The 17,474-nt window shown below is 31.6% G+C and carries 14 protein-coding genes; 7 read left to right on the forward strand and 7 right to left on the reverse strand.

What is annotated here, in order from left to right:
• The 7 genes from RVY88_RS03735 to RVY88_RS03765 all read left to right on the forward strand — a co-directional run bounded on the left by RVY88_RS03735 (position 1) and on the right by RVY88_RS03765 (position 10,730).
• Positions 1-741 carry a DUF815 domain-containing protein gene (locus RVY88_RS03735; RefSeq protein ID WP_024305253.1) on the forward strand — a complete coding sequence of 247 codons (741 nt, stop codon included), beginning with the start codon at positions 1-3 and terminating at the stop codon, positions 739-741.
• Complete coding sequence (locus RVY88_RS03740; RefSeq protein ID WP_394802980.1) at positions 725-1,396, forward strand: 3-methyladenine DNA glycosylase; 672 nt, start codon at positions 725-727, stop codon at positions 1,394-1,396. The genes RVY88_RS03735 and RVY88_RS03740 overlap by 17 nt, the downstream gene beginning before the upstream one ends.
• Positions 1,397-1,451: 55 nt before the next feature.
• Entirely contained in the window at positions 1,452-1,853 is a 402-nt protein-coding gene (locus RVY88_RS03745) for a YgiW/YdeI family stress tolerance OB fold protein (protein WP_065843976.1), read from the forward strand.
• 150 nt (positions 1,854-2,003) lie between these two features.
• Entirely contained in the window at positions 2,004-2,402 is a 399-nt protein-coding gene (locus RVY88_RS03750) for a CoA-binding protein (protein WP_202930983.1), read from the forward strand.
• Entirely contained in the window at positions 2,386-3,597 is a 1,212-nt protein-coding gene (ilvA, locus tag RVY88_RS03755; protein WP_038453267.1) for a threonine ammonia-lyase, read from the forward strand. Before RVY88_RS03750 ends, ilvA begins: the two co-directional genes overlap by 17 nt.
• A 251-nt stretch (positions 3,598-3,848) precedes the next feature.
• A complete protein-coding gene (locus RVY88_RS03760; RefSeq protein WP_162167371.1) occupies positions 3,849-9,086 on the forward strand; it encodes a hemagglutinin repeat-containing protein in 5,238 nt (1,745 codons plus the stop codon).
• Entirely contained in the window at positions 9,087-10,730 is a 1,644-nt protein-coding gene (locus RVY88_RS03765; RefSeq protein WP_162167370.1) for a ShlB/FhaC/HecB family hemolysin secretion/activation protein, read from the forward strand.
• 147 nt (positions 10,731-10,877) lie between these two features.
• Here RVY88_RS03765 and truA read toward each other — a convergent pair whose 3' ends face one another.
• Genes truA through glmU form a run of 7 tightly spaced genes read right to left on the reverse strand, consistent with a single transcriptional unit; the run spans position 10,878 to position 17,293 of the window.
• Complete coding sequence (gene truA / locus RVY88_RS03770) at positions 10,878-11,654, reverse strand: tRNA pseudouridine(38-40) synthase TruA (protein ID WP_162167369.1); 777 nt, start codon at positions 11,652-11,654, stop codon at positions 10,878-10,880.
• The gene (locus RVY88_RS03775; RefSeq protein ID WP_065844489.1) at positions 11,651-12,676 is read right to left on the reverse strand and encodes an LptF/LptG family permease; all 1,026 of its coding nucleotides are present in this window, start codon (positions 12,674-12,676) and stop codon (positions 11,651-11,653) included. Before RVY88_RS03775 ends, truA begins: the two co-directional genes overlap by 4 nt.
• On the reverse strand, positions 12,676-13,476 hold the full coding sequence (locus tag RVY88_RS03780) for a prepilin peptidase (RefSeq protein ID WP_011731936.1): 801 nt from the start codon (positions 13,474-13,476) through the stop codon (positions 12,676-12,678). The genes RVY88_RS03775 and RVY88_RS03780 overlap by 1 nt, the downstream gene beginning before the upstream one ends.
• A complete protein-coding gene (gene uppS / locus RVY88_RS03785; protein WP_011731937.1) occupies positions 13,476-14,153 on the reverse strand; it encodes a polyprenyl diphosphate synthase in 678 nt (225 codons plus the stop codon). Before uppS ends, RVY88_RS03780 begins: the two co-directional genes overlap by 1 nt.
• Positions 14,154-14,155: 2 nt before the next feature.
• Positions 14,156-14,833: a hypothetical protein gene (locus RVY88_RS03790; protein WP_162167368.1), complete on the reverse strand. Its 678-nt coding sequence runs from the start codon at positions 14,831-14,833 to the stop codon at positions 14,156-14,158.
• Positions 14,830-15,993 (reverse strand): bifunctional phosphopantothenoylcysteine decarboxylase/phosphopantothenate--cysteine ligase CoaBC, encoded by a 1,164-nt coding sequence (gene coaBC / locus RVY88_RS03795; protein ID WP_162167367.1) that lies wholly within the window; start codon positions 15,991-15,993, stop codon positions 14,830-14,832. Before coaBC ends, RVY88_RS03790 begins: the two co-directional genes overlap by 4 nt.
• Positions 15,983-17,293, reverse strand: coding sequence for a bifunctional UDP-N-acetylglucosamine diphosphorylase/glucosamine-1-phosphate N-acetyltransferase GlmU (gene glmU / locus RVY88_RS03800; protein ID WP_011731939.1), 1,311 nt, complete (start codon positions 17,291-17,293; stop codon positions 15,983-15,985). The genes coaBC and glmU overlap by 11 nt, the downstream gene beginning before the upstream one ends.
• Positions 17,294-17,474 lie beyond the last annotated feature (181 nt).

The following is a 17,474-nucleotide window of genomic DNA, read 5'->3' on the forward strand; positions in this document are numbered from 1 at the left end:
ATAGACTGGAAAAAGACCAAAGCCGCCACTTTAAGAGACGGAAAATTAAAACCTATAAAAGATATATTGATCAGTGATTTAGACGAGCTTGTAAGCATAGATAGACAAAAAGACGAGCTGATCAGAAATACCTTAAATTTTATAAACGATAAAGGTGCTAACCACGCTCTTTTATGGGGTGAAATGGGTTGCGGAAAATCAAGCCTTGTTAGGGCTGTATTTTGTAAATTTATAGATAGAAATTTAAGGTTGATAGAGATAAGCAAGTTTGAACTCGTAAATTTATATAAGGTTTTAGATAAGATAAGAGATAAAAAACGTTTTAAATTTATAATATTTTGCGATGATTTTAGCTTTGAAGCTAGCGATAAAACTCTAGGCGAGCTTAAAAAATTGCTTGAAGGAAGCATTCAAGCTCCACCAAAAAATGCGATTTTTTATGCTACAAGCAACAGAAAACACATTGTAAAAAGCGAAAAAAATCACGAAAATTATATAATAGAAAAAGAGCATAATAGAGAAAGCTTAAGCTTAGCAGATAGATTTGGTCTGCATATAAGCTTTTATGAGATGGAGGTATCTGAGTATCTTGACGTAGTTGATAGCTATTTTAAGGATCTAGATGTAGATAAAGAGTGGTTAAGAAAAGAAGCTCTTATTTACGCTTCATCAAAAGGTGTAAGAAGCGCTAGAAGTGCAAAGCAGTTTTGGTTGTCTGTTAGGAGTGAGTTTGAGAAGTGAAGATCTGTTTTTAGCTCTGGATAAAGAAGTAGCATTTGACTTCAAGGCAAGCCCATTTTGGTGGCCAGAGTTTGGTACGTTTTGGGTCGTCATCGGAGCTATTTTAACTCAAAATACGAAATGGGAAAATGTAGAGAAATCTTTTGTAAATTTAAAAAATGCAGACGTGCAAAGCCTTGAAGATGTGACAAATTTAAGCGAGTCAGGCTTAGCGAATTTAATAAAGCCAAGCGGATTTTATAATACGAAAGCCAAAAGACTAAGTATGCTTTGTAAAAATATTTTGGATAAATTCGGCTCATTTGAAGAGTTTGCAAAAAATGCCAGCAGAAAGTGGCTGATCTCTCAAAAAGGTTTGGGTTTTGAGAGCGTTGATAGTATACTTTGTTATGCTTGTTCGCGTGACATCATGGTGGTGGATAAATACACGCTTAGGATATTTGAGTTTTTGGATTTTACTTTTGAGAGTTACGATGAAGCTAGACAGTGGCTAGAAGATATCGATAGAAACGCTGTTTATAAAGCAATATGCCTAGTAAGCGACAATGAGCTTTTTGCTCGTTATCACGGGCTTATAGTCGAGTTTTGTAAAGCTCATTTTAAAAGTGGAAAATTTGATGATAAGGCGACTTTGCTTTTAAGAAGTATCGATTAACATTCTTTTAACAAAGTTTTATTATTATTTCATAAATTAAGTAAAAGGAATTAAAATGAAAAAAATATTAATATCTTTAGCAGTTGTTGTTGCTGCTTTTGCAAATAGCAACAATACTAACGGAGGATTTAGCGATACTCAGATCAATAAACCTGCAAATCAGTACCGTGGTGGTTATACAGGAGGCGCTTATGGCGTAACTACGGTATCGGCTGCTCTTAGTGCTAGAGATGATACTTTAGTGAATTTAACAGGAAAACTTACAAGACAAGTTCAGCACGATAAGTATGAATTTACAGATGGAAAAGATACTATCATAGTTGAGATAGACGATGATGACTGGCGTGGATTGGTTGTAGGTCCTAATGATACTGTTTCGATCTATGGCAAAGTCGATAGTGATATGTTCAAAAAAAATGAAATAGATGTAAAAACTATTACAAAAGTTAATCAATAATTTGAAATTTAGATATATATAATTTTAAAAATAGTTTAAGCTTAAAATTATCTGCTTAAACTATTTTAAATGCTTCCAAATGCCGATATTTTTATAATTCTTTTACCTTTTTTTAGCTACAATTTTTTAAATTTACTTCAAAAGAGATCTATGCAGCGCATTCTAAATAGTATGAAAAATATAGCCGTTATAGGATTTAGTCCAGAACCTGCCAAAGCCAGCAATATGGTTGGTCATTATCTTATAAAGCAGGGTTTTAATGTATATCCGGTGTATCCAAAAGAGGGCGAAATTTATGGCAGAAAAATATACAAAAGTTTAAGAGATATAAACGATCCTATAGACACTGTTGTAATGTTTAGGAAGAGCGAGTTTGCTTCTAGTTTGCTTGATGAAGCCTATGATATAGGAGCGAAAAATCTCTGGTTTCAGCTTGGTATTGAAAATGATGAAGTTATGGCTAAAGCTGAGATTCTAGGTATAAATTTCATTCAAAATGCATGCATTATGGTCGAACACAAAAAGGAAAACAATGGTAAGCTTAAATAAAATAATTCAAGCAAAAAGAACAGTTGACGGATTTATTTCTAAAACCCCATTTGCTTTAGCTCCTCGTCTTAGCAAAATAAGCGGAGCCGATATTTATCTAAAAAAAGAAAATTTACAGATAACAGGGGCTTACAAAGTTAGAGGAGCATTTAATAAAATTGCTAATTTAAGTGATGACTCCAAAAAGTGCGGAGTAGTAGCGGCGAGTGCCGGAAATCACGCTCAAGGAGTAGCTATCAGTGCAAGACATTTTGGCGTTAGAGCAGTTATAATTATGCCTGAAGCGGCTCCGCTTTCAAAGGTATCTGGCACAAAATCTTTGGGTGCTGAGGTCATTTTAAGCGGTGATAACTTTGATGAAGCTTATGAATTTGCTCTAAAATATGCAAAAGATAACTCTATGACTTTTGTTCATCCATTCGATGATGAATTGGTTCAAGCAGGACAAGGAACGATCGCTTTAGAAATGCTTGATGAAGTGGCGGATTTAGACTATATAGTAGCTCCTGTTGGTGGAGGTGGACTGATAAGCGGCGTGGCAAGCTGCGCTAAACAGATAAATCCAAATATAAAAATTATCGGCGTAAGCGCAAAAGGCGCTCCTGCTATGTTTGATAGTTTTAAAGATAAAAAACAGCATAATTCAAAATCGGTTAGAACCATAGCTGATGGTATCGCCGTACGTGATGCTAGTCCTATAACTTTGGCAAATATCATCGAGAGCGTCGATGAGATGGTTCAAGTAGGAGATGATGAGATAGCAAACGCCATACTATATCTTTTGGAGCAGCAAAAGATAGTTGTTGAAGGTGCAGGAGCTGTATCTGTTGCGGCTTTGCTGGAAAATAAGTTTAAATTTAAAAAAGGTGCTAAAATAGGAGCCATCTTAAGCGGTGGAAATATCGATGTACAAATGCTAAACGTTATCATCGAAAAAGGTCTTATAAGAAGCTGTAGAAAGATGATCATAAACGTTACTTTGATCGATAAACCGGGCGCACTTATGGGACTTACAGATGTTCTTAGAAGCTCCGGAGCAAATATCGTAAAAATAGACTACGATAGATTTTCAACAAAGCTAAGTTACGGTGACGCATCCATAACCATCACGCTTGAGACTAAAGGTAAGGATCATCAAGAAAAAGTAGCTTACGCTTTAAAATCAGCAGGATACGAATTTACTCAAGAATTCTAATACTAAAAATTAGCTTGGATTATCAAAATCTAAGCTAAAATGTAGATATTTAAACAACTTTTATAATTACTAACTAAAAAAAATTAAAATTATTCTCAGATATTAGGTAGCAATGTGTAAAAATGAAACACAATAATAAGAATATTGCAGAATAAAATATAAATTCATACTTCATTTTTTAAATTTTTTAAATTTATTTATTAAAGCAAATTAAGATTATTTTACAAATATCTTAATTTAGGAAAAATAATATGAGATTAAGTACAAATAAATTATTTCGTTTATCGTTAAGTTTAACACTTATTAACGTGTTATTTCCTTGTTTGCTAGTTTCAGCGGATTTAAGACAAAGAAATATTATTATTTCAAAATCTAAAAATACGGCATTATCTAGCAATAATACCGATGTGATTAATATTAATAATCCGAGTCAAAATGGAATTTCGCATAATCAATTTGATGCCTTTGACATTCACAAAGGCGTTATTTTCAATAATAGTCTAGAAGACGGAATTTCAAAAATTGGCGGTGCGATTGAAAAAAATCCTAATTTAACAAAAAATGCTAGTGTTATAGTGAGCGAGATTACAAGTAAACAAGCTTCACAAATTAATGGAATTTTAGAAGTTTTTGGAAAAAAAGCTAATTTAGTATTTGCAAATGAAAACGGTTTTAGCGTTAATGGAGCAGCTTTTTTAAATACCGAAGGTGTAACGCTTAGCACAGGTAAGTTTAATGATAATTTTCTTAATATCGATAGTGATGCGAGAATTAAAATAGGTAACAGTGGCATTATCGTTGATGGAGATTACTTTAATGTAATTAGCCGCGGTATAGATATCGCCGGCAGTATTGCTCATTATGAAAAAGGTAAAAATTTATCTAATATTAATTTTATTGCCGGACTTAATACAGTAGATTTAAATAATCCAAATTCACCTAAAATAAGTGCTAAATTAACCACACAAAAAGATAAAAAAATTGATTATGGAATCGATGGAAAGTATCTTGGTTCTATGTATGCAAATAAAGTTACTTTAATTAGCACCGAAGAAGGAGTCGGTGTAAGGCATAGCGGGGTTGTGAGGAGTATTAAGGATGTTATAGTTAAAGCTAAAGATAAGGTTGAGTTTCAAGCTTTAGGCGTAAATAGAAACGGAAGTATCAGCATAGAAGCAAAAGAAATTCAAAGCTCTTTAATCAATGCAGACAACATAAGTTTAAAAGCAGAAGGAAAAATTACCAATAAAGGACTTTACAGAGGTAATGAGATAACCGTTAATTCTAATTCTTTTGAAAATGCTAAAACAGTAGATATAAGTAAAGAAACAAAAGATATTTTTAAAACAAATCAAAAAAAATCTCAAATTTATGCCGGTACTATCTCGGTAAACGCTACAGATAAAATTGACAATTTCGGTTCTATCAATGTTTTAAATGATATAGTATTAAATACAAATTCCTTAAACAATAAAGGAGAAATATCAGCCAATAATAATATTGATTTAGTACTTAGCGCTTTTGATAACGGCGGTAAAATCATAAGTCAAAATAATATCACGTTAGAAGCAAATGATGATTTGGATCTTAATGCTCGAACATTACATGCAAAAAATTTACTTGATATTTCAAGTAACGAAAATTTGCGTGTAAATTCAAAACTTGAAAATTTAGGTTCGATTCAACTAAATGCACGAAATATTTATATTAATGCTTTGGTTGCAAGCGGGAAAGATTTGGTTTTACATTCGCGTGGAAGTATTGAAAATAATGGTTATTTGTATTCTGTTAAAAATACTACTTTGAATGCATTGATCGTTATGAATGATTCAATGATTGATAGTTTGCAAGATTTAAGTATTAACTCAAAATATGTGAATAATAACTCTTTGATATATGCAAGTAGAGATATCAATATAGAAGCGCAAACTTTAAATAACATAGCGCAAATGATAGGTTCGCTTACATATTTTACTGATAATACAAGAGGATTTGGCTGGGCAAATTACGGCGATACTGCATTTAAACGATGGAATATGGAAGCTAGAGTTAATAATATATTAAAATATATCAATTCATTAGATAGTAAACAAGGTATAATTCAGTCAAGTAAAAATATTAATATAAATACTATTTCGCGAGATAGAAATAGGCGAATTTATAATGAAGGGAAGATACTAGCTAAAAATAATATATCAACTTTCGGAAAAATTAACAATGTAACTTTAAGTAAAGATATAACCATGAGAGAAGTTTTTTCTAAAATAAAAGTTGGTGGATTTTTTGCTAGAGAGTATCTTGGTAGTTGGAATACAAATTCAACCCATTATTTCACTAGAGGAGAAAGCTTACTTGATGCTTTAAGATATTTTTCAAGCAATGCGGCAAAAAACCATCAAAGAGAATCTGCTTGGAACGCTCTTAAAGATGCGGCAAGAAAAAATAAGACGCTTAGACAGTATTTTTCTTTATTATTAGGCAGTAATTACGCTTCTCAAAGATTTGTTCCAAATCAGAATAGTTGGAATCTTAATGCAAAAATGATTTTTAAAGCAAAATCACAAGCTCAAATAGCATCTAATGGTAGATTAAACATAGTTTCTAGCAGCATAACGCAAGGATTATCAAGTTCTTTAAATAGAGATTTTGCTTTGATAGAATCTAACGTAAAAAAAGCGGTTAATAGTAGAGATTTAATTTTAAGTTCTATCCCAGATATCGTTAATTCGCGCTTATTTACTATTAATATTCACAAAGATGACGTTGTTTCAAACGATAGGGGCGGTCTTGTCGGCAAAGCCGCAGTAAGTATCGATACAGGCTCATTAAGTTCATCTTTAAGTGGTATTTCTTCAGAAGGACAAGTTAATATAAATGCTAGCGATGAGGCTAATTTTATTAGTTCTCAGCTAGATGGAAGCGAAGTAAATATAAACGCAAATAGAGCGAATATAAGTACCGCTTTAGCTACTAATGAAGAAGGAACTAGTACTTCTGTATCTAAAACTGAGATTAAAGGACAAAATTCCGTAACTATTAACACAAACGATGATTTAAATATCCAAAATAGCGATATAACTGCTAGCGCTCAAAATTCGCAGATAAATTTAAACTCTCAAGACGGTGATGTGAATATTAAAAATGATTATTCAACTTCATCTTCATTTACTCAAGAACAGACAGGCGATAATGTTTCTACAAGTTCTACACAAAGCAATACTGTTTTAAGCTCAAATATAAGTGCGGATAATTTAAGCATTAGCGCAAAAAAAGATGCTAATATAGTATCTAGTAATATAAGCTCTACTTCGCAGCAAGGGTCTATTGATATAAATGCACAAAATGTTAATATCGCAGATGCTCAAGAAAATACGAAAATACAAAACGAGGAATATAGTAGAAGCTCAACGGAAATAAACCATAAAAGTACTAGTTTGACTACTTCAACTTCGCAAGGTAGTTCTTTAACCTCACAAAATAATATTAATATCAATGCAAGTAATGATGTGAAAATAACAGGTTCTAATATTCAAGCACAAAATTCTGCTAATTTAAATGCTAAAAATATTAGCGTAAATAGTGGAGCGACTAAAATTTCAAGTTCGTCTCAAGCTTCAAATACTCAAATTGCCGGCTTTAGACAAACTACCCAAAATGTAGAAAGTTCTGTGGTTGCTTCATCAAGTATTAGTGCAAATAACGAGGTTAATTTAAATGCTAAAGACAAAGTAGATATCAAAGGTAGCAATCTCAAAGGTGAAGAAACAAATGTTAACGGTAATGAAGTAAATTTTATTGCCGCACAAAATCAAACACACACGCAAACTAATTCTCTTGGCGTAGGAATTTTTGCTAATGCGAATTTAGAATTAGGCGGTCAAGGTATAAGCGCAAATTATAGTCATGCTGGGCAAATTGCTAATACTAAAAAATTAGATAGTGAAAGTAGCATTACTCAAGGCGGATTGAGATCTGATCTTTTTGGAGCTGGAGAAGTCGGAGTTGAATTGATATCAACACAAAAAACTACCAACGAAGTTACTAACGTTTCAAGTAGATTAGAAGGTTCAAATATTAATGTAAATTCAAATAATACTTTAGATATAGGTGGAGCAAATTTGAAGGCAAATAAAGATATTAATCTTAAAGGCGGAGAAATCAAAAGCACCAAATACGCAGATACAAAAACACACAGTAGCACCGGTTTTAGTCTTAGTGTTAAAGAAAAATTGGAATCTTTGAGTCCTATCGCTTCTTTTGCTAATCAAGTATCGCAAAATTTACACTCTGAGCAAAAAGGCTTAAAACCAAATCCAGGTATCATTGCGGCACAAATTTCAGCAAGTACGGTTAATATGTTGAGTAATAATCTTGTTACTGGAAATTCCAACCAAACCATAGGTTTTAAATTCAATCAAAGTCAAAGTTCTAGTTCAAATGAAAATATCACGCAGATTACTGCGGGAGAAAATTTAAATATTTCGAGCACTAAAGGAAATATTACTTTAAATGGAACTAATGCAAATGCAAATAATATTAGTATAAATTCAAAAAAGGATTTGATTGTAAATGCTGCAAAGTCTAAAGCTAGTTCTTCAAATATACAATTTGAGGCAACAATTACCAATAGACAAACCGCAGGTTACCATATTATAGATGGCGGAGTTGCGGGTAACGCGGTAGAATTTTTTACTAACGGTTCGTATTCTAGAACCGACGAATCTAAATTTAGCAATACCACTCTTAATGCAAATAATGATGTAAGCATTAAAACTAAAAATAACACAGTTCTTAACGGAGCTAATGTAAATGCCAATAACGTAAATTTAGATATAGGTAAAAATTTAGAAATCAATTCTCTAGTCGATACTTCAAATTCTGAAAAATACGGCGGAACTTTAAGCGGAACGATAACTGGAGCATTATCAAGCAATCATATTGCTACAGGAAGCGTTTCTGGTATGGTAGGTTTTGGATATAATAAATCAAATAAGGCTGAAGTTTCAACTCAAAGCGGATTTAATGCTAAAAATGAAATTAACGGCGGTGTAGGCGAAAGTTTGAGCTTAAAAGCCGGAATTTTAAATTCAAAAGTAGGTTCCGGAAATTTAGAAGTTGCAAGAAAAGTTTTAGAATCTGATGTAAAAACTTATGAAAAAAGCGATGGTGCCACTGTAAGAATAAATGGCGGAACAAATACAAGTTTTGGCGCAGTAGTTGATATCGAAGATCATATCAACAAAACAGGTAGTGCAAACTCAGCTAGCAATATTAATATAAATGGAAATAAAAATAATATTATTAGCACTGATACTCAAAATACTCAAAGTTCTACAGATAGTTCTTGGGCAGGGGGAACCGTTAATTTTAGCACTTCAGTAACGAAAGTTAAAGATGCGGTCAATCATATTAGGGGAATGAATTCTAATCCTACATCAAGTACGAATACAATGCATGTTAATGAAATCACTGAAACAACGAGGTTTTAATTGAAAATTATGAAAATAATATTTTTACTTTTGAGTTTTCTCTGTTTTTTAAAAGCAGAGAACTCTGCAAGTATATTTGATTTGCTCGATAAAAAAGAACAGCAATTTTACATAGAAAAAGAATTTGATAATTTAGAAAAAAATCAAAAACAAGAGCGAATTTTGCCCTTAGATAGAGATGAAATCAAGATCGAAACATATATCTTTAAAAAGATTGAATTTAAAAATAAAGATAATTTGACCGCTAAAACCGATAAGCTTTTGCAAAAATATTTAAATACTCCATTAAATTTTAATGATATTTATAATATTGTTAAAGAACTTACAAATTTTATTTTTTCTAAAGGATATTCTACTTCGGCTATAGATATTGAAAAAATAGATAAAGAAAATCAAATTCTTATACTTGATATAAAATACGGATTTGTAGGAGAAGTGTATTTAAATGAGAATAATAATACAACAAGGCTTGATTTTGGTATGCCTTTAAAAAATGGGGATAAATTTAATATTTTTGATTTAGATACCGGTATAGAAAATTTAAGCAATGGCGCAAGCAATGTAAAAGCTTTGATAAAAGCAAGCAAGGAATACGGCTATTCGGATATTTTTGTCACAAGCGACGCCAAGCCTTTTGATTTTATGATTGATTCTGATAATAGTGGTGATAAATCTACAGGCAAGACCGGTATTCATCTAACTTATAATAATCCTTTAAATATCAATGATTCTATACGTTTTAGTTTTATCAAAGGTTTATTAAAAGATATGCGAAATGAAAGTGAAGATATTTACGGTGTTAATTATACTTTGCCTGTACAAAGTTATCAGTTAAATTACTCCTTGCAATATAGTGATAATAAAGATTTAATTGAAGGTTATAATTCTAACTTTACTAGAAAAAGTACGAATTCAAGACATAAAGCTACACTCAGAAAAATTCTTCATCGTAGCAGTAATGATAAATTTTCAGTATATGTTAATTTTGATATCAAGGAAAATACGAATAAGATTGATGATATATTTTTAGAAATTTCAAGCGGAAAACACTCAAGCATAGCAAGCGGAATAGAATACCTAACTACTGCTATCGGTGGATTTTTGTTTTTAAATTTAGAATACCAAAAAGGAGTACCGTTTTTTGGCGGAAAAAAAGATGTTAAAGATTCTTTATATAAAGTAGAATTTAACAAGATCAATGCTAACTTGACTTACCAAAAGAATTTCTATCTCAATGATAATTTAGTTCTTTTATATAAAAGCAGTATCGGAGGTAGCTACTCTAATGAACCGCTTTTGTATGCAGATAAATTTTTAATCGGCGATGAATATACCGTTAGAGGCTTTAAAAAAAGTTCAGCAGCGCTTGATTACGGAATATATGACAATAATACTATTTTTTTTCATTTTTTAAACGTGTCAAAATATCTAAGCGCATTAGAACCTTTTATCGGGTTTGATATTGGTTATGGCAGGGATTATCTTTTACCGAATAAAGATTTTTTAGCCGGCGTATCCTTTGGAGCAAGGTATAATCTTGGTAATATATATTTAAGCTTAACTACATCAAAAGCTTTACATAAATCATCTAATATGCCGAGCGAGACTATTCCTATTTATCTTAGAGCTTCTTTATCTTTTTAGCTGATTAAAGTAATGCAGTAATATTTTATTTGCTAAAGTTGTTATATCTATAGTTTTTTTGTAGGTTAGCAAAAACGAATAAATTTATTCCCGCTAACATTTTATAAGCGTTAGTTATAGTATCTATGTTATTTAAATTTGGTAAATTCAATAAAATACCCGTTTTAGATACAATCCATTTGGCGGAGAGGGCATTCTAGTGAGCGGCTTTTGCTCTTTGAAATTTGAGATAAACCTATATAAATTTTCATCACTTTTACATGCTTGCAGAGCATTTGCTACCATTAGTCTTACTTGCGCTCTTAAAAAGCCATTTGCTTTGAAATTTATAATAGTAAGAGTCGGTTTTTGTGTTTTAAATTTAGCGCTGAATTTGGCGTCTTTTGTTTTGTAAATTTGATAAGCTTTTGCGTAAAATATCTCTCTCACTGTTGATTTTTCGCCACTTCCTACTTTATAAAACGGTGTAAAATCATGTTTTCCTATAAATAGTTTTAAAGCTATGTTTAGTCTTTGTATGTTTAAAGTTTTATAGAAATGCACATAGTCTGCTAAAAATACATTTTGCTCATCGTGATATATGATATAGCGATAACTTCTAGCAACGGCGTCATAACGCGGATGAAATTTATCGCTTACTTTTTGTATGTTTTTTATATAAATATATGGTTTCGTATGCTTATTTATCTGATTTTTTAACCGCTCAAATCTTTCGTTCCAAAACTCTCCGCACTCTACACATGAGACTTGAGATATGGCGTGAACTCCTTTATCCGTGCGAGAACTAGATACGACCGGTTTAAAAATTCCAACTCTATTTAAAGCAAAATTAAGACAGTCTTCAACTGCATTTTTATCTGGTTGTGTTTGCGAGCCTTTGAATTTAGAACCGTTGTATGAGTAGGTGAGGGCGATTTTCATCAATATTTCATCAATATTTTTTTACCAAAGGTCAAAGCCGAAAATACAAAACTAACTATAAAAATAATCGGAATAGCATAAATAGGTTGCCTTGCAAATAGCATTATAAAAGCAAAATACGCAAATAAAACACCAAATATTCCAAAATATATTATTCCTTTTTCGTATCTATAAGTAACGATCCCGAAACTAAGAGCAAACATCACTGAAGCCAATGGAAACAGCGCAATAAGTGTATATATACTAAGGTCCTTTGCTCTTTTATCATCGCTGAATGCTTTTAGCCAGTACTCTTTTAAAGAGTATATTTCGTTTTTATTATCTTTTATTAGAGTTCTAATTACCATGTTTTCATAGCTACTGATATTCCATTTGTTATCTCTTATATCATACATTTTCCCTTTTTTAAGGATAAGTTCTAAATTTGAGTTTTGATTTTTTATATCTCCACTTTGTGATGTGATGAGCCTTTCATTTTCGTCTGAAACGTCATACATTACTATATTTTCATATTTTAAACTATCATTATTGTCATTTTGTTTTTCTATAAATACCATCCAGCTTCCAAATTTTTGTCCAAATTCGCTTGGCTTTATATTTAAACTTAGCTTTGTTTTTTTGTATTCTATGAAATTATCGTTTAGATTTTGAGCTATAGGCATAACTATCAATGAGTTTATCAGCATCACTACCGATACAATAAAAGATATAAATATAAAGAAATTAGATATATTTTTTGGATCTTGCCCTAAAGTAAACATTACTATGCTTTCATTTTCTTTTGAAAGTCGAAAAAAACTCATTGCAACAGATACAAAAAATCCTATAGGAATAGTAAATAGAAGTATTTGAGGCAACATAAATAGATAAAGTTTTAAAAGTTCTGAAAAGCTTATCTCTATATAGCTTGTTATTCTTGCTATTTGTATAAAAAATACAATAGACATAATAAGAAATAAAGTTGCGAACAAAGATGCAAAAGTCGACAAAAAACTAGCAAAAAGGTATTTATTTACTTTATTCATTATATCCCCACAAATTTAAGATATATCTCAAGGAGTTGCAAAAATTCTGTTTTAAAAATCAAAATTATGAAAAGAGATAAGCTAAGAGCAGGGATAAACGGCACTTCTTTGTTCTGTTTTTTTAGTAAAATATGTAAAATTATCTGTAAAATTGCAGCTAGAACAATAGCAAAAATTCCAAGACCGATTCCTGCCAAAGCACCTATTATGGCTATTATTATAGTATCGGCATCACCCATAGGCTCTATTATTTCGGCGCTATTTCGATTTATCCAAGCACTTGCTACGCTTTTTACGATAGTAATCGCTCCGGCAAATATCAACGATATCACAAATGGAGAATTTAACAAACTTTCGTCAAATGCAATAGTATTTTCGGTATCGAATGTGCTGAAAATAGCTAAAAAATAAGTTATAATAAGCAGACTCTCAGGTACGGCGCTATATTTAAAATCAATAACGCTAAGAGTAAAAAGCAGAATTAAACAGAGCCCAAGAAGTATCGCGTTTATTAAATTCGAGCTGATATATAGGCTAAACATACCAAGAAGTCCGCAGACAAGTTCTGTGATAGGATAAATAGGCGAAATACTTTCTTTACAAAATGCGCATTTACCTCGTAAAAATATCCAAGAAAATAGCGGAATATTATGTATATAGCTTAATTTATGCTCGCATTTTGGACAGTGGCTAGCTGGGTAGATTATACTCTTTGCAAGAGGCATTCGGTATATCAAAACATTGCAAAACGATCCTATACAAATACTAAATATGAAAAATAAAATATAATAAATTTCCACTATAATCCCCCGAATTTTCTATGTTTATTTTTATAGTTTTTTACAATGTTGTTTAGTTCGTCGCTATTAAAATCAGGCCACAAAGTCGGTGTAAAACAGAGTTCTGCGTAGCTTGCTTGCCATAATAAAAAGTTGCTAAGCCTTTGCTCTGCGCCGGTTCTTATGAGCAGATCTACATCTCCAAATTCGTTCGTGTCAAGATGTTTTGATATGGATGCTTCATTGATTTCTTCACCGTATAAGAGGGTTTTTTTAATCGCTCTTATTATCTCGTCTTTGCTTCCATAGTTGATAGCTAAAATTAAATTTAAACTAGAGTTATTCATAGTTTTTTCTTTTAAATTTAATATATCAAATTTTAAATCCTCATTAAGCGGCTCTAAATTTCCTATCGTGCTAAAGCGAATATTGTTTTCTAAAAGCATATTTTCTTTTAATTTAATAAATTTTTTTAATAAATTCATCAAAAAATCAACTTCGGATTTAGGTCGTTTCCAATTTTCTGTACTAAATGCATAAAGTGTTAAATTTTTTATGCTGTTTTTGCGGCAGTAACTAACTATATCTTCTACTACGTTGGCTCCTATTTGGTGTCCATTTGTACGCACTAGACCTCTTTTTTTCGCCCATCTACCGTTGCCGTCCATAATAATAGCTAGATGATTTAGTTTGTTCAAGATCAGCCTTTAAAATCTAAAAAATTACTTTTTTTAACCCAAAAAGGTCTAATATCTGCTTTTTTATATTCGCAACCAAGAGCCTCTCCGAGAGTTTTAGAAAAATTTAAATACGCAGACTGTATGGTTAAAATCCTACCGTTTTTTATACTAGCTATAATCGGTGCAAAATTGCTAAATAATAGATAAAATAGGATTTCTTCCCCAAGTTTTATCTGTGCTAAGCCGCTTCTTTTTTCATAAAAAAATGGTACGTTGATGACTCCGTCATTTAATGCTAAAATCATATTTGAATATATCAAAAACTCATTTTCATTTTTCGGATTTGCAAGTTTTGTTTTGATATAAGGTATCAACCAAGATATATTTCGGTTGCTTAGAATTTTTTCTAAGAGTTCGGATCCGTTTTCTAAATATTCGCCAATATTTTCTCTTTTTATTAGCCCATTTATATTTATAACACCGCCGCTTTGAGATCTTATATTTGCAAAGTATTCTTCGCCTACTTCTAGTTTTGGCTCTGATTTTGTAGATACTGTTTTACTTCCAAATTTGAGATTATAACGGTTATATCCTGTTTTTTCTATGACTTTTATGATTACTGGAAGGCTTGCATTTATGACATTAGGAATTCTGCTTTGTGCTTGTAGTTTTTTTACTTTTGAAACTGAGTTTATCATAGTGTTTTTATGAACTCCGCTATCTTTTTTGCCGCACTTAATTTATCCGTAAATTCAGTTGTTTTACAGCTTTTTTTAGTGATAAAATCAATATACGTTTCGTCGCTTCCGAATTTTATATTTTCATCTAAAATATTTAAACAAACCGCGTCCAAATTTTTATCTATTAGCATATTTTTTGCATTTTGTATAGCGGTATTTTTATCCATTTCCATTTTAAAGCCTATTTTTTTGCATTTTAGATTAGTATTTTTTAATATGTCCGTATTTAAAATCAGCTCCAAATTTATTCCGTTTTCATTTTTTTTCATTTTGCCATTAAATTTAGTTTTTGGTATATAATCACTAATTGCGGCGCACATTATCAAAATATCGTTTTTATCTGTATTTTGGGAATTTAATATTGCTAAAAGCTCGTTTGAGTTTTCAAATTTAATAAATTTGTATGGAGTTTCAAACTCTTTTGAGCTTATAAATATAACTTCTGAGCCTAAATAGTAAAACACATCTGCTAGAGCTTTTGCCATTTTTCCGCTTGAAAAGTTTGTTATACCCCGTACGTCATCGATTTTTTCAGTAGTAGGTCCGCTTGTTATTATAACTTTTTTACCGATATAAAACTCATCTTTTCCAAGCACTCTTTTTGCCATTTCTACTATAATTTTGGGATCTGCTAAAGCACCTTTTCCGATATCTCCGCATGCTAGAGTTTTTGAAATTGGCTCGCAAATTTCATAACCGTTTTGCGAGAGTATTTCCAAACTTTTTTTGGTTGCGAAGTTTTCAAGCATATTATGATTTGCTGCTGGAGCTAGAAGTTTAGGACAAGTTGATGCTAAAATAGTCTCTAAAAACACATTATCTGCGATACCGCAAGATATCTTGTTTATAGTATTTGCAGAGGCTGGAGCTATGATTATAAGATCGTTTTTGCTATATGAGATATGGTCTAGCCCGCTTTGCCAGTTCTCACTCACGCTTGATAATACTTTTTTATCGCAAAGCGCTTCAAAGCTTATTAAATTTGTAAATTTTAAAGCACCATCGCTTAACATAACGCGGACGTTTGCACCTTCTTTTTTTAATAAACTTAAAATTTCATAAGCTTTATAAAAGCTAACACTTCCGCATACCGCTAGTAAAATATCTTTATTTTTCATCGTTTTTGCCAAAAAATTTATAAAAATATCCAGCCTTATTTATCTGTTTGCCTCTTGTGATAACTAAATCGCCTTTGTTTGTATCTTTTGTAACCGTGCTTCCGGCTGCTATTAAAGTATCGTCTGCTACATTAACGGGAGCTACAAGTTGAGTATCGCTTCCTATAAATACGTTTTTTCCTATAATTGTTTTATGCTTTTTTTTACCGTCGTAGTTGCAAGTTATGGTGCCGCAGCCGATATTCGTACCGCTGTTAATCTCGCAGTCTCCAAGGTAGCTTAGATGTCCTGCTTTTACCTCATTTAAACTTGCGTTTTTTAGTTCGACAAAATTTCCTATGTGTGTTTTGTATATTTTGGAATTAGGTCTTAAATGCGCCATAGGCCCTATATCGCTATCGCAAACTTCGCTAAATTCAATAACGGATCCGCTTTTTATATGAGAATTTTTTATAAAGCTATTGCCTAAAATCACAACATTTGGTTCAAGCTTACATTCACCTTCAAATTCGGCTCTGCTATCTATAAAAATAGTATCTGGAAGGCTCATTATTACACCGTTTTTCATAAGATTTTCTTTTATTCTGTTTTGCATTATCTCTTCGGCTATACTAAGTGCAAATTTATCATTTATACCCATGAAATTTGTCTCATCTACAAGTACGCTTTTTACCATAAATCCTTGCTTCAAAGCCAATTCTATAGCATCAGTTAGATAAAACTCGCGGCTAGCGTTTTCGTTTTTGATAAGAGGTATTATATTTTTTAGTAAATTTGTATCAAAGCAGTAAGCTCCGGCGTTGCAAAGATCTATCTTTTTTTCATCATCGTTTGCATCTTTTTGTTCGACTATTTTTATTACGTTTTGCTGGTTTAACACAACTCTTCCATATCCAAAAGGATTTTTTGCTCTAAAAGCAGAAAGCGATATATCTGCCGTATTGTCGCATAGAGATTTGAGCTCATTTACCTCTACTAAAGGCATATCTCCGCAAATAACAAGTGTTTTTTTAGAATTTAAATTTTCTAGTGCAGCTTCTGCAGCTCCGGCTGTTCCCGGTCTATTTATAGTGTCTTGCTTATAAATTTTAACATCTTTAAATTCGCTTAAAACGCTATTTTTAACCTCTTCAAATTGATACGATAAGACGATTCTTACGTCGTTGGAAATTTCGTAAGACTTTTTTAATATATGCGATATCATTGGTTCCCCGCAAAGCGTATGCAGGACTTTTGATTTATTTGATTTCATACGTGTGCCGTTGCCTGCGGCTAGGATTATTATAGATATTTCATTCATCATTTTCTCTCTAAATTTAGTAGAGATATTGTAACTAAGATAAGCATAAAAAAATATTAAAACCTATGTTGCTTTAAATGCGCTTTATAGGCGTTGATGCGTTTATATATTTATTATAGTTGGAGATTTTAGTATTTGATCTTTAAATTTAAATTGATTTTTACAAAAATTTAGCTAGAAT

Source organism: Campylobacter sp. TJR-1 (assembly GCF_032840035.1).
Lineage (GTDB): Bacteria > Campylobacterota > Campylobacteria > Campylobacterales > Campylobacteraceae > Campylobacter > Campylobacter fetus.

Coding starts and splice junctions, on each gene's coding strand:
- RVY88_RS03745 (WP_065843976.1), top strand. CDS start 1,452: ATGAAAAAAATATTAATATCTTTAGCAGTTGTTGTTGCTGCTTTTGCA.
- RVY88_RS03750 (WP_202930983.1), top strand. CDS start 2,004: ATGCAGCGCATTCTAAATAGTATGAAAAATATAGCCGTTATAGGATTT.
- ilvA (WP_038453267.1), top strand. CDS start 2,386: ATGGTAAGCTTAAATAAAATAATTCAAGCAAAAAGAACAGTTGACGGA.
- RVY88_RS03760 (WP_162167371.1), top strand. CDS start 3,849: ATGAGATTAAGTACAAATAAATTATTTCGTTTATCGTTAAGTTTAACA.
- RVY88_RS03775 (WP_065844489.1), bottom strand. CDS start 12,676: ATGAATAAAGTAAATAAATACCTTTTTGCTAGTTTTTTGTCGACTTTT.
- RVY88_RS03790 (WP_162167368.1), bottom strand. CDS start 14,833: ATGATAAACTCAGTTTCAAAAGTAAAAAAACTACAAGCACAAAGCAGA.
- coaBC (WP_162167367.1), bottom strand. CDS start 15,993: ATGAAAAATAAAGATATTTTACTAGCGGTATGCGGAAGTGTTAGCTTT.
- glmU (WP_011731939.1), bottom strand. CDS start 17,293: ATGAATGAAATATCTATAATAATCCTAGCCGCAGGCAACGGCACACGT.